A 12,243-nucleotide genomic window follows, 5' to 3' on the forward strand; every position below is an offset into this window, starting at 1 on the left:
CCCGATCGTAGGGCATCACGCACGGTAATTGGCCAGGATCGCGGAAACGGGCCGACCTGGCACCAGCTCCCCGTCCCGCACGAAGCCCTCCGGCCGCCCGTCAAGCCGTGCCACGAGCGATGCGCGCCACGGCGCGAGGTCCCCCGCCCGGTCGTCGAGCTCGTGCGGGTCGGTCGCCAGGTCGAAGAGCTGCTCGCGCCCGTCGCTGCTGCGCCAGACGTACTTCCACCTGCCGTCGGTCAGCCAGTGCACGTCCCCTGCGACCTCCATGACGTGCTCCACGTGCTCCCCGTGCAGCAGCGACCGCGGCTCGTCGAACACGCTGCGCCCCTCGACGGACGCGGGCACGGGCAGCCCGGCCAGCGAGAGCAGCGTCGGCATGACGTCGCGCAGCTCCACCACCCGCTCGTCCACGCCGGGCTCGACGCCCGGCCCGCTCAGCACGAACGGGATGTGCGCCGACCCCTCGTAGGGCAGCGACTTGCGGAAGAGGTTGTGGTCGCCCATCAGCTCGCCGTGGTCGGAGGAGAAGAGCACGATCGTGTTCTCCGCGTGCTCCTCGAAGGCGACCTCCAGGAGCCGGTTCACCTGGTGGTCGATGTGCGTCATGTGCCCGTAGTAACCGGCCCTGGTCCTGTTCAGCGCCTGAGCCGACATTTCCAGGTACGGCGAGGCCGGGTCGTGCGGTTTGCCCGCCGTACCCCACATGTCGTGAGCCCAAGCGCCCACGGGCGGCGGCGGCATGTGGCGGCCCAGGTACTGCTCGAACGCCCAGGCGGGCGGGTCGTAGGGCGGGTGCGGCCGGTGGTAGGAGGCGAACAGGAAGAACGGCCGCTCCCTGTCGCGCGTGCGGAGGAACTCCACGGCCCGCTGCGTGGTCCAGTTCGTCGGGTGCTGCCACTCGGGTTTGTCCCACGGCCTGGCGACCGTGCTGTTGCAGTCGACGCCGTGCTCGGCGTAGTCGGCGTCAGGGCGCCCCGTGACCTCCCGCAGCCACGGCACGTAGTCGTCGATGTCGGCCAGGTCGGCCGCGTTGCGCCGGGCGAAGTGCAGGTATCCGTCGTGCAGCTCGACGCTCTCGAACCCCAGCGGGTTGCGCTCCGGGTAGGCGTGCAGCTTGCCGATCGCGTGGGTGCGGTATCCGGCGCGGGTGAACTCCCCGGCGAGCGTCGTGTCGTACTCCCACGGCACGCCGTCGCGGTAGCCGATCCTGCCGTGCGTCTCGGCGCGCTGCCCGGTCATCAGGGAGGCGCGGGCGGGCACGCAGGTCGGGTTGGCGGAGTAGGCGCGGGTGAAGCGGCGGGCGCCGGAGGCCCAGCGGTCGATGAACGGGGTCTCCACGACGGGATGCCCCTCGATGGACAGGCAGTCGCCGCGCCACTGGTCGGTGAGGACGACGAGGATGTTAGGCCGTGCCACGGTGGACGAGGCTCCAGTTCTGGAAGATCACTTGCCCGGGGCCCGGGTCGGCCAGCCGGTCGAACAGGCGGACGGACTCCTCGGCGAAGTCCATCCGGTCGGGCTCGACGAACGTGACGGGCACGTTCGCCCGGTCGTGCACGCCGCCGACGCCGATGATGGCGACGTCGTCGGGCACGCGCAGCCCGAGCCGCTGCGCCGCCCAGTAGGCGGCCACCCCGGCCGAGTCGCTCAGCGCGAACAGCGCGGTGGGCCGGTCGGGACGGCTGAGCAACTTGAGCGTCACTTCGTAACCCCGCTCCCAAGATCCGTGGGTATGCGTGACCAGCGAAGGATCGTACGACCCCACCACGTTGGCGAACGCCTCGAAGCGGATCGGCAGGTAGCCGTCCTCTTCCTCGTACGGCTGGCGGCACAGGCACGCGATCCGCGTGTGCCCGGCGGCGACGAGGTGGCGCACGGCCGCCTCGCAGGCCTCCTGCTCGTTGCTCCGCACGACGTCGAACCCGTCGGGCTCGATGCCGTTGCCGAACACCAGCAGCGCCAGCCCCATCTCGACCAGGGCCGACAGATCGGGCTGCGTACGGCGGTGCCACAGGTCGATCGCGGCGCCGTCGGCCACCCGCCGGCTCAGGTGAGCGAGCCAGTCGCCCTTGACGAACATCGCGGTGGAGTAGCCGTGCCGCTCTCCCACGTCGGACAGGTCGCGGGCGAGCGCGGCGGCGAACGGCGAGCCTGGCCAGCGCGGCACCACGTAGACCTGCTCGGTGCGGCCCCGGCGCAGGCCGCGCGCGGAGAAGCTCGGCGTGTAGCCGAGCTCGGCCGCGGCGGCGAGCACCCGGTCCCTGGTCTCGGGCCTGGCCCGGGTCTCGCCTCTGCCGTTGAGCACGTAGGAGACGGTCGCCACCGACACTCCGGCGCGTGCTGCGACGTCGCGGACGGTGGGCATGGAGCTCCTCATAGATCGAATTGTCCCAGGCGCTTGGGCACCCGCCGGGGATCTCCAGGATTCGGCTTCCTCGGGATTGTTAATCGTTTAACGGGCCGCTGTCAACGGAACGTTTAACCAGATAAGTTGGTAGGGAATCTAGCATAGTTGCCCAGCCGCGCCACCCCGTGCTAGCTTCTCGGCTCACCGCGCGTTGCACCCGCGCTCACCTCCAGGTATTCGGCCTTTCTCGCACTCGCTGGAAAGGCATCCCCCATGACTCTGTCCCGTCGCGACCTGCTGCGCCTGTCCGGACTCGCTCTTGGCGGCACCGCGCTGTCCGCCTGCTCGGGAGCCCCGGCCGCCGAAAAGGCCGCGTTCACCGTCTACTGGAACAACGGCCACAACTACGCGGCCTACCAGCAGGTCTTCGCGGAGTTCGGCAAGGCGCACGGCGTCGAGGTGAACGTGCAGAAGTTCGCCTGGCCCGACCTGAAGACCAGGTTCACCGCCGACCTCGCCGCGGGCACCGTGCCCGACCTGGTCGAGGAGGGCGGCGGCTGGGTCAAGCAGTACGCGATGTCCGGCGACGCCCTGTCGCTGCAGCCGTACCTGGAGTCAGGATTCCTGGACGACTGGCAGCCCGAGACCGTCGAGCGCAACTCCCACAACGGCCAGGTGTTCGGCGTGCAACTGCACCTCACGGCCAACCTCCCCGTCTACAACACCGAACTGCTGGAAGCCGCCGGTATCACCCGGTTCCCCACCACCTGGGACGAGCTCGTCGAGGCCGCCAGGAAGCTCACCAAGGACGGCGTGTACGGCATAGCCCTGGCGCCCGCCAACGACTACGCCTCCAACTGGCTGCTGCAGAACGGCGTGCGCTACTACGACCCGGCCACCAAGGAGGTGCTCGGGCCAAAGGACAAGGCGGTCGAGGCGCTCCAGTTCCTCGCCGACCTCGTCCACAAGCACAAGGTCGCGCCTGTCCCCACGGCCACCACGGACTACACCGAGCCGCAGAAGCTGTTCACCGCCAAGCGCGCTGCGATCATCTTCACCGGCCCCTGGGACATCAAGCCCATCCGCACCGGAGCGCCCGACCTCAAGTTCGCCATCGCACCCGCGCTTCGCCGTCAGGTTCAGGCCACCTACGCCGCCGGGGCCTCGCTCTTCGTCCCCGCCAAGGCGAAGAACGCGGCCCTGTCCTGGGACCTGATCAAGCGCCTCACCGCGCTGCAGACCGAGCAGGCGGCCACGAAGGAGGCGTCGATGCTCATGCCGCGCAAGTCGTGGGGCAAGCTGCCCGAGGTGCAGAGCGACCCGGTGCTCAAGGGGTTCGCCGACGGGCTCGGCTACGCGCGGGACTTCTCGGTCGAGCTGCGGGCCACCGGCAAGGCGCCGCAGCTGGAGGAGCCGTTCAAGAAGCTCTACCAGAGCGTGCTCATCCAGAACGTCCCTGCGGCCCAGGCGTACGAGGAGTTCCAGGCCACGGTCAAGCCCATCGTGAGCGGGTGATGTCGCTCGACCGGCGGTACGCGCGGACCGCCCTGCTCTTCATCGCGCCCGCGCTGGTGTTCTTCGCGGTGATGTTCTACCTGCCGATCGGCAACGTGCTGTCGACGTCGGCGATGACCGGGGTGCGGGCCGACCAGTTCACCGGGCTCGCCAACTTCACCCGGGCCCTGAGCGATCCGGCCGTCCAGCACTCGTTCGCGGTGACCCTCGGCTTCGCGCTGGCGGTCACCGTGGGCGCGGTGGTGCTCGGGCTGGGGCTGGCGCTGCTGCTCAACCAGAAGCTGCGCGGGCGGGTGCTGTTCAGGGCGTTGCTGCTCGTGCCGTACCTCACCTCGGTCGTGGTGGTCGGGCTGATGTGGCGCAACATCCTCAACCCGCACTTCGGCATCCTCAACCGGGTGCTCGTCGCGCTGGGCCTGCCCGGTCAGGACTGGCTGACCGAGCATCCGCTGGCCGTGCTGGTCGGGGTGCAGCTGTGGTCGCAGGCCGGGTACACGATGGTGATCTTCCTGGCGGGGCTGCAGGGGATCCCGCAGATGTTCTACGAGGCGGCGCTGATCGACGGCGCCGGGGCGTGGCGGCGGTTCACGTCGGTGACGCTGCCGTTGCTCGCGCCCACCACGTTGTTCGTGTCGATCATGGCGGTGATCGGCGGGCTGCAGTCGTTCGGGCTGGCCTATCTGATCACCGAGGGTGGGCCCGCCGGGGCCACCGACCTCTACATCCTGCACGTCTACCGGGCGGCGTTCGACGAGCGGGACTTCGGCTACGCCAGTGCGATGTCGTTCCTGCTGCTGATCGTCATCGCCGTGGTGACCGTGCTGCAGTTGCGTGCTGGGCGGCGCAGGGAAGTGACCTTGTGAGCATTTACTCGCGTGTAGCCGGATATTTCGTGCTTTTGGTGGTCGCGTTGGTGGCGGTGCTGCCGCTGCTCTACATGGTCTCGCTGTCGTTGCAGACGCAGGCCGAGACCATGCAGGGCACGCCGGTGCTCTGGCCAGCAACGCCGCAGTTCGGCAACTACGCCGAGATCTTCGCCAAGGCGCCCTTCGGGCGGTTCGTCGTCAACAGCGTGGTCGTCGCCGGGACCATCTCGCTGGCCCACATCCTGCTCGACCCGCTGGTCGGCTACGCCTTCGCCAAGTTCCGCTTCCCCTTCAAGGAGACGCTGTTCGTGGCGGTGCTGGGCACGATGATGATCCCGTTCTTCATCCGGATGATCCCGCTCTACGTCACCATGGCCAACCTCGGCTGGCTCAACACCTACCAGGGCCTGATCACGCCGTTCCTCATGGACGCGTTCGGCATCTTCCTGTGCCGCCAGTTCGTCCAGCCGATCCCCGACGACCTCATCCACGCCGCCCGCATCGACGGCGCCTCGGAGTTCCGCGTCTACGCGCAGGTCATCCTGCCGCAGCTCAAGCCCGCTCTGGCGGTGCTCGGCCTGTTCACCTTCGTGCACCAGTGGAACGAGTTCCTGTGGCCGCTGGTCGCCACGAGCACCGAGGAGATGCGTACGATCCCGGTCGGGCTGACGATGTTCGCGCAGGAGGAGTTCATCCTGTGGCACCTGACGGCGGCCGGCGCGGTGGTGCTGTTCGTGCCGACCGCCGTGCTGTTCCTGTTCAGCCAGCGCTACTTCGTCCGCGGCATCACCCTGACCGGACTCAAGTGACGCTCACGGTGACCGTGTGCCACCCCGTCGCCCCGTCGGGCGCCGGGGGCGCCTGCCGTTCCGTCTGCGTACGGCCGGCCGCGTCGGTCGCCCGCACCTCGATGGTGTGCTCGCCCGGGGTGGCGTCCCAGTCGAGCGACCACTGCCGCCAGGTGTCCGGTCCTGGCACCGCGGCCAGCTTGGCCTGCTGCCACGCGCCCTTGTCGATGCGCACCTCCACCGCGTCGATCCCGGTGTGCTGCGCCCACGCCACCCCGGCGACAGCCGTACGGCCGGCCTTGAGGCTCTTGCCCTGCGCTGGGAGGTCGATGCGCGACTGGGTCTTGATCGGGCCCCTCGCCGACCAGCCCCTGGGCGTCCAGTAGGCCTCGTCGGTGTCGAACCTGGTCACCTTGATGTCGACCACCCACTTGGTCGCCGACACGTACCCGTACAGGCCGGGCACCACCTGGCGGACGGGGAAGCCGTGCTCGACCGGGAGCACCTCACCGTTCATCGCCATGGCGAACAGGGCGTCGCGGCCGTCCATGACGACGTCGACCGGGGTGCCGCAGGTCCAGCCGTCGTCGGAGGTGGACAGCAGCATGTCGGCGCCGTCCTTGATGCCTGCCTCGCGCAGGATGTCGGCCATGCGGACGCCGAGCCAGCGGGCATTTCCCGCGTACTCGCCGCCGACCTCGTTGGAGACGCAGGTGAGGGTGACGTCGGCTTCGGTGAGGGGGCGCTTCATGAGCTCGGCGAAGGTGAGCTCCATGGGCCTGTCGACCAGGCCGTGGATCTTCAGGGTCCAGTCGTTCGGGTTGACCTGGGGGACGATGAGGGCGGTGTCCACCCGATAGAAGTCCCGATTTTTCGTGAAGAAGGGTGAGAGGCCGGGGATGTTGAAGTCGGTGCCTGCTGGGAGGGCTTTGGCGGCCTGCGCCGGGGTGGGCAGGGCGACGCTCGTCCTGGCCACGTCGCCCACGCGGCGGCCGCCGAGCAACTGCCCGGCCAGCCCGGCCACTCCGGCGACCGCTACACCCCCTGCGACGCCGGTGAGCAGTTTCCTGCGGTCGAAGGCCAGCAGGTCCGCCCCGGCCCGCATGACCGGCGGCCGCTCCGCCTCGTCGGCCCGCGTTTCATGGACCTGCTGCTCTTCGGAGACCTGCTGATTTTCGGAGACCTGCTGATTCTCGGAGACCGCTCGGCGGAGCAGCCAGCCGAGGGCCCACGCTCCGGCGGCGACACCGATGACTGTCGGGAGCACGTCGAGCGGGCCCGTGCCCGGCCTGGTCACCACGGCGACCAGCCCCACGACCCCGAACAGGACGAACCCCATCTGCCCGAAGGCCAGCCGCCTGCTGGCCACGATCCCGATCAGCGCCGCGAACAGCACGAGCGCGACCAGGACCCCGCCCACGAGCACCGTCTTGTCGTTCTCGCCGAAGGAGCGGATCGCCCACTCCTTGAGCGGCGCAGGCGACAGATCCACCGCCCCGTCACCCACGGCCACCACGGGGAAGGCGGCCGGGTTCACTATCGCGGCGACGAGGTACGCGATCCCCAGCGCCACCCCGCCGGCCACCAGCCCGATGAGCGCTCCGGCCCACCGCGGCACAACATCGTTGCTCTTCACCCCTCGACGCTACGCCCTGGGTGGTGCGGCAGTTCTTACGCGCCGGTTACGGCGACCGGCGCTCGCCGCTGGAGTGCCATGATGGACGGCCGCCCGCCGAAGTGCGGCGGGTGGCGATCCCACGGCTCCGCCGTACAGACAAGCTCTTAAAGGACCCCAACCCGCCAATGGGACCTCAGCCCTCAAAGAACCCCAACCCCCACGGGCCTGCGCTCCTGAGCGCCCAGAACCCCAGGAAGGTTTTCTGTGTGCGCTCCTAAAGGAGCTCAGCCACGATCGGGGAGAGCGCGCGGAACGCGCGGCCGCGGTGGCTGATGGCGTCCTTCTCGTCGGCCGTCAGCTCGGCCGTCGTGCGCGCATCCCCCTCGGGCACGAAAATCGGGTCATACCCGAAGCCATTGGATCCACGAGGCGCCCCGATGACCGTCCCCGGGAGCACCCCCTCGACCACCCGCTCCACCCCCGACGGCAACGCCAGCGCCGCCGCGCACACGAAGCTCCCGCCCCGATGCTCGTCCGGCACGTCCGAGATCTGCGCCAGCAACAGGTTCAGGTTCGCCTTGTCGTCCCCATGCGTCCCCGACCACCGCGCAGAGAACACCCCCGGCATCCCGTTCAACGCGTCCACACACAACCCGGAGTCGTCCGCCACCGCGGGCAGCCCGCTCTGCTGCGCCACCGCGTGCGCCTTGAGCAGCGCGTTCTCCGCGAACGTCAGCCCCGTCTCCTTCACGTCCCCGATCTCGGGAAACTCCTCGAGTCCCACGATCTCGAAGCCGCTCAGGATCCGCCGCAGCTCGGCGATCTTGCCCGCGTTGCGGGTCGCGAGAACGATCCTCATCGGCCCAGGGCCTCCCTCTGGTGCAGCGTCAGCTCCTCGCAACCGGCGACGGCCAGGTCGAGCAGCTGGTTCAGCGCGTTCCTGTCGAACGGCGCGCCCTCGGCGGTGCCCTGCACCTCGACGAACGCCCCGGATCCCGTCATGACCACGTTCATGTCGGTCTCTGCCGCTACGTCCTCGACGTAGCAGAGGTCCAGCAGCGGCGTGGAACCCACCACGCCCACCGAGACCGCCGCCACGGAGTCGACCAGCGGGTCGCTCTTGCACATCTTGCGCTTCATCATCCACGCCACCGCGTCGGCCAGCGCCACGTAAGCGCCGGTGATGGCGGCCGTGCGGGTGCCGCCGTCGGCCTGCAGCACGTCGCAGTCGATGAGGATGGAGTTCTCGCCCAGCGCCTTGTAGTCGACGCAGGCGCGCAGCGAGCGCCCGATGAGCCGGGAGATCTCGTGCGTGCGGCCGCCGATCTTCCCGCGCACGGACTCGCGGTCGTTCCTGGTGTTGGTGGCGCGCGGCAGCATCGCGTACTCGGCGGTCACCCAGCCCTCGCCGCTGCCCTTGCGCCAGCGCGGCACGCTGTCCTGGACCGAGGCGGCGCACAACACCCGGGTTCCGCCGAACTCGATGAGCACCGAGCCCTCGGCGTGCGTCAGCCAGTTTCTGGTGATGCTGATCGGCCGCAGCTGATCGGGGGTGCGTCCATCCTGTCGAGACATGCAGATCACCCTATCTCCGTGGCAGATCGGTCTTGACCGGCCCTGTCCGACACATGGATCCTTACGCAATGACAACGGGGGTGTTGCGAAACCCTGATTTCCTCAGGTTCCTGAGCTCGCACGTCGCCAACGAACTCGGCGCCCACGTGTCAAGGGTCGCGTTGCCGCTGGTAGCCGTGCTGGCACTGCACGCGACGCCGTTGGAGGTCGGGCTCCTGTCGAGCCTGCAGACAGCGGCGTTCCTGGTGATCGGGTTGCCTGCCGGCGTGTGGGTGGACCGGTTGCGCCGCCGCCCGATACTGATGTCAACCGATCTGGTCAGGTTCGTTCTGCTCGCCGCGATTCCGGTGGCGCAGACGTTCGGGGTCCTGTCGATGCCGATGTTGTTCTTCGTCGCCATGGCGGTGGGCACCGCGCAGGTCTTCAACGACGTGGCCGACCAGAGCTACCTACCGGTGCTGATCCCCAAGGAGGGGCTCGGCGACGGCAACGCCAGGCTGGAGCTCGTCCGCTCCGGCGGCGGACTGCTCGGCCCCGGGATCGGCGGTCTCCTGGTCCAGCTCGTCGGCGCTCCCTTCACGATGCTCGCGACGTCCGTCTCCGCGCTCGCCTCGGTGTTAGCGCTCAGCCGGATCCGCGCCCAGGAGCCAGAGCCGCCCGTGGTGGCACGGCGCAGCCTGCGCACCGAGATGGCCGAGGGCCTCCTCTTCGTGTGGCGCGACCACGTCCAGCGCATGATCGTGGCCTCGACCTTCATGCACAACCTGTGCATCAGCGCGGTGCTCGGGCTGTCCGTGCTGTTCCTGTCCACCGTCGTCGACCTGCCGCCGGGCGCGGTCGGCGCCCTGCTGATGTCCAGCGCGGCCGGCGGCGTGCTCGGCGGCCTCATCACCGGCCCCCTCTTCCGCAGGTTCGGCGCGGCCAGGGTCACCTGGCTGTCCACCACCCTGACCGCGCCGTTCGGACTGCTCCTCCCGATGACCCAGAGCGACTGGCGGGCGTCGTTCTTCGCCATCACCTCGATCGGGCTGTCGGCGGGCGCGATCCTGTTCAACGTCGGCCAGATCACCTACCGCCAGACCGTCACCCCGCCGCAGCTGCTCGGCCGGGTGAACGCCACGGTCAGGTTCATCAGCTGGGGCGTGATGCCGCTCGGCGCACTGCTGGGCGGTGCGGTCGCCCAGCAGATCGGCGTGCGCGAGGCCTTGTGGGTGTTCATGGCGGGGCGGCTGCTGTCGTTCGTGCCGCTGCTGTTCTCGCCGCTGCCCCGGATGCGCGACTTCGAGCCGACCACTCAGGCCAGGTCGTAAACGCTTCCGCTGCGCGCCAGGTCGATCGGGCCGTCGAAGCCGCCGCCCGACGCCTCCTCGCGGATCCGGTCGCTGTCGTTCCACGGCACCAGGTGCGTGAGCACCAGCCTGCCCGCCCCGGCCTGTGCAGCGTGCTCGGCCGCCTGGCGGCCGGTCAGGTGCAGGTCCGTCGGCAGGTCGGGTGCCTCCAGGAAGGACGCCTCGCACAGCAGCAGGTCGGCGCCCTCGGCCAGCTTCACCAGCTCGGCCGACTCGCCCGTGTCGCCGGAGTAGGCCATCGACCGGCCGCCGTGCTCGACGCGGAACCCGTAGGCCTCGACCGGGTGGTTGACCAGGCCGGCGGTGAGGGTGAAGGGGCCGATCTCGAACTTCGCGGGCGCGAGCCGTACGAACTGGAAGGCCGTCTCCATGCCCGGCTCGTCCGGCATGCCGTACGCGGATGCGAGGCGGTGCGGTGCGTCCTGCGGCGCGTAGACCGGAATCCTCGGGTACGGCGCAGCCGGACCATACGTGCGGACCACGTGATACGAGCACATGTCCAGACAGTGGTCGGCGTGCAGGTGCGACAGGCAGATCGCGTCGATGTCATACAGCCCGACATACCGCTGCAGCGCGCCCAGCGAGCCGCTGCCGAAGTCGAGCAGCATCCTGAACCCCTCTGCCTCCACCAGATAGCAGGACGCGGGGCTGTCGGGGCCCGGGAAGCTACCCGAGCACCCGATGATGGTCACCTTCATCTGGGCCTCCCATTCACGGTCATACCCCCTACTGGTGCAACCTCGACCGTGTCGATCTCAGGGCCCAGGAAACGCCGTCCCAGCTGGGCGAAGAGCGTGGAGTCGCCGGTGGCTCCGAAGCGGTGCCGGGGGATGGCTCCGCTCTCGTCCGCCAGGCCGCGGTCATGAAGGACCCGATAGACGTCCTTGGCCGTCTCGTCAGCGCTGGAAACCAGCGTGACACCGTCACCGGCGACGTAGGAGATCGCGCCGGTGAGCAGCGGGTAGTGGGTGCAACCGAGGATGAGCGTGTCGCAACCGGCCTCCTGGATGGGTTCCAGGTAGCCGCGGACGACCTCGATGAGCTCGTCGCTCATCGTCTCTCCCTGTTCCACGTACTCCACCAGGCGCGGGGCGGCCACGCCGGTGAGAGTGACGTCCGGGGCGGCGGCGAACGCGTCGTTGTAGGCCATCGAGGCGATGGTGGCCCTGGTCGCGATCACCCCGACCCTGCCGTTGCGCGTGGCCCGCACGGCTCTGCGGGTCGCGGGCTGGATCACCTCGATCACCGGGACGTCGTAGCGTTCCCTGGCGTCCCTGAGTACGGCGGCGCTGGCCGAGTTGCAGGCGATGACGAGCAGCTTGACCTGGCTCTCCACCAGGTGATCCATCACCTCCAGCGCGTATTTGCGCACTTCGGCGATACTTTTCGGCCCGTACGGCTGGCGCGCCGTGTCGGCCACATACGTGATCGACTCGTGGGGCAGCTGGTCGATGATCGCCCTGGCGACCGTCAGGCCACCGACTCCGCTGTCGAAGATTCCAATGCTCGTGTCCGACACGCTTCAGAGGGTAAGCGACCTGGGAGATCGCAACATCGTAAGAATCCTCACAACGCCTCCCCGCCCACCACCCGCCCACCCTCCCGCCCCCGGTCCTGCGGTGGCTGGCGACCTCTGGCAGTTTCCGTCAGTGCCCCCAAAGGCGTCGTCAGTCGTTGCGACAGTAGCGAGAGATTTGAGAATCAATCGCGCCGCGCCCCGTCGGGCCAGATGACTCGGACCCGTATGCCGCACTCTTTGGCTGCGGTAACCACGTCGGCGGTTCCGCCGTACCCTCGGGCGGGTTGTCCATCCCAGACGGCGATCAGCTCGTCGGCCTCGTCGAGCATGCGGCGGCTGGCCTCCATATGGCTTTCGGAGGTGGATTCAACGAACGCGAGCCGATGCACCTGCGTGGCCTGGCTCAGCAACGCGTCGTACTCCCTCAGTGCCTCTTCAGGCAGCCCGTCGCGGTACTGCTCGGCGGGGATCACCACTTCGACATTCCCGCCGAGATCCAGCACGGCGCGGGCGAAGATCTGGTCGGCTCCATCCGCCAAACAAGACAACCCGGTGACCGCAGGGGCATGTCCGGCCAGCTCTGCACGGATCGCACTGTCGATCATTGAGGCGGTCTGTGGCGGCAGCCCGCGATGTCCTGAGACGGCAATACGCAACGTGACT

Annotated in this window: 12 protein-coding genes; 4 read left to right on the forward strand and 8 right to left on the reverse strand. The window is 69.0% G+C overall.

Going from position 1 to position 12,243, the window contains the following annotated elements:
• Window positions 1-15 precede the first annotated feature (15 nt).
• Window positions 16-1,419, reverse strand: a complete 1,404-nt coding sequence (locus ACIBG8_RS19925; protein WP_397344318.1) for an arylsulfatase — start codon at window positions 1,417-1,419, stop codon at window positions 16-18.
• Window positions 1,406-2,380, reverse strand: coding sequence for a LacI family DNA-binding transcriptional regulator (locus ACIBG8_RS19930; RefSeq protein WP_397344319.1), 975 nt, complete (start codon window positions 2,378-2,380; stop codon window positions 1,406-1,408). The genes ACIBG8_RS19925 and ACIBG8_RS19930 overlap by 14 nt, the downstream gene beginning before the upstream one ends.
• A gap of 243 nt (window positions 2,381-2,623) precedes the next feature.
• Between ACIBG8_RS19930 and ACIBG8_RS19935 the strand changes: the two genes are divergently transcribed.
• From ACIBG8_RS19935 to ACIBG8_RS19945, 3 genes are read left to right on the forward strand one after another with little or no spacing between them, the layout of a single operon-like run.
• A complete protein-coding gene (locus ACIBG8_RS19935) occupies window positions 2,624-3,865 on the forward strand; it encodes an ABC transporter substrate-binding protein (protein ID WP_397344320.1) in 1,242 nt (413 codons plus the stop codon).
• Window positions 3,865-4,728: a carbohydrate ABC transporter permease gene (locus ACIBG8_RS19940; protein ID WP_397346148.1), complete on the forward strand. Its 864-nt coding sequence runs from the start codon at window positions 3,865-3,867 to the stop codon at window positions 4,726-4,728. Before ACIBG8_RS19935 ends, ACIBG8_RS19940 begins: the two co-directional genes overlap by 1 nt.
• Complete coding sequence (locus ACIBG8_RS19945; protein ID WP_397344321.1) at window positions 4,725-5,540, forward strand: carbohydrate ABC transporter permease; 816 nt, start codon at window positions 4,725-4,727, stop codon at window positions 5,538-5,540. The genes ACIBG8_RS19940 and ACIBG8_RS19945 overlap by 4 nt, the downstream gene beginning before the upstream one ends.
• Here the strand turns inward: ACIBG8_RS19945 and ACIBG8_RS19950 are convergent.
• The 3 genes from ACIBG8_RS19950 to rph form a co-directional block, all read right to left on the reverse strand.
• Complete coding sequence (locus tag ACIBG8_RS19950; RefSeq protein ID WP_397344322.1) at window positions 5,533-7,155, reverse strand: molybdopterin-dependent oxidoreductase; 1,623 nt, start codon at window positions 7,153-7,155, stop codon at window positions 5,533-5,535. The two genes, ACIBG8_RS19945 and ACIBG8_RS19950, sit on opposite strands and share 8 nt — an antisense overlap.
• Before the next feature lie 256 nt (window positions 7,156-7,411).
• Window positions 7,412-7,996, reverse strand: coding sequence for an RdgB/HAM1 family non-canonical purine NTP pyrophosphatase (rdgB, locus tag ACIBG8_RS19955; protein ID WP_397344323.1), 585 nt, complete (start codon window positions 7,994-7,996; stop codon window positions 7,412-7,414).
• Window positions 7,993-8,712, reverse strand: coding sequence for a ribonuclease PH (rph, locus tag ACIBG8_RS19960; RefSeq protein WP_397344324.1), 720 nt, complete (start codon window positions 8,710-8,712; stop codon window positions 7,993-7,995). The genes rdgB and rph overlap by 4 nt, the downstream gene beginning before the upstream one ends.
• A gap of 83 nt (window positions 8,713-8,795) precedes the next feature.
• On the opposite strand from rph, the gene ACIBG8_RS19965 reads away from it, so the two are divergent.
• Window positions 8,796-10,022: an MFS transporter gene (locus ACIBG8_RS19965; protein WP_397344325.1), complete on the forward strand. Its 1,227-nt coding sequence runs from the start codon at window positions 8,796-8,798 to the stop codon at window positions 10,020-10,022.
• Here the strand turns inward: ACIBG8_RS19965 and ACIBG8_RS19970 are convergent.
• The 3 genes from ACIBG8_RS19970 to ACIBG8_RS19980 all read right to left on the reverse strand — a co-directional run bounded on the left by ACIBG8_RS19970 (window position 10,007) and on the right by ACIBG8_RS19980 (window position 12,236).
• Window positions 10,007-10,759, reverse strand: a complete 753-nt coding sequence (locus ACIBG8_RS19970) for an MBL fold metallo-hydrolase (RefSeq protein ID WP_397344326.1) — start codon at window positions 10,757-10,759, stop codon at window positions 10,007-10,009. The two genes, ACIBG8_RS19965 and ACIBG8_RS19970, sit on opposite strands and share 16 nt — an antisense overlap.
• Window positions 10,756-11,580: a glutamate racemase gene (gene murI, locus ACIBG8_RS19975; RefSeq protein ID WP_397344327.1), complete on the reverse strand. Its 825-nt coding sequence runs from the start codon at window positions 11,578-11,580 to the stop codon at window positions 10,756-10,758. Before murI ends, ACIBG8_RS19970 begins: the two co-directional genes overlap by 4 nt.
• A gap of 182 nt (window positions 11,581-11,762) precedes the next feature.
• Window positions 11,763-12,236 carry a hypothetical protein gene (locus ACIBG8_RS19980; RefSeq protein ID WP_397344328.1) on the reverse strand — a complete coding sequence of 158 codons (474 nt, stop codon included), beginning with the start codon at window positions 12,234-12,236 and terminating at the stop codon, window positions 11,763-11,765.
• Window positions 12,237-12,243 lie beyond the last annotated feature (7 nt).

Source organism: Nonomuraea sp. NPDC050556 (assembly GCF_044457355.1).
Taxonomy (GTDB): domain Bacteria; phylum Actinomycetota; class Actinomycetes; order Streptosporangiales; family Streptosporangiaceae; genus Nonomuraea.

Excerpts from the sequence above, each read along its gene's own strand:
- ACIBG8_RS19935 (WP_397344320.1), top strand. The coding sequence starts at position 2,624 with ATGACTCTGTCCCGTCGCGACCTGCTGCGCCTGTCCGGACTCGCTCTT.
- rdgB (WP_397344323.1), bottom strand. The coding sequence starts at position 7,996 with ATGAGGATCGTTCTCGCGACCCGCAACGCGGGCAAGATCGCCGAGCTG.
- ACIBG8_RS19970 (WP_397344326.1), bottom strand. The coding sequence starts at position 10,759 with ATGAAGGTGACCATCATCGGGTGCTCGGGTAGCTTCCCGGGCCCCGAC.
- rph (WP_397344324.1), bottom strand. The coding sequence starts at position 8,712 with ATGTCTCGACAGGATGGACGCACCCCCGATCAGCTGCGGCCGATCAGC.
- ACIBG8_RS19940 (WP_397346148.1), top strand. The coding sequence starts at position 3,865 with ATGTCGCTCGACCGGCGGTACGCGCGGACCGCCCTGCTCTTCATCGCG.
- ACIBG8_RS19930 (WP_397344319.1), bottom strand. The coding sequence starts at position 2,380 with ATGAGGAGCTCCATGCCCACCGTCCGCGACGTCGCAGCACGCGCCGGA.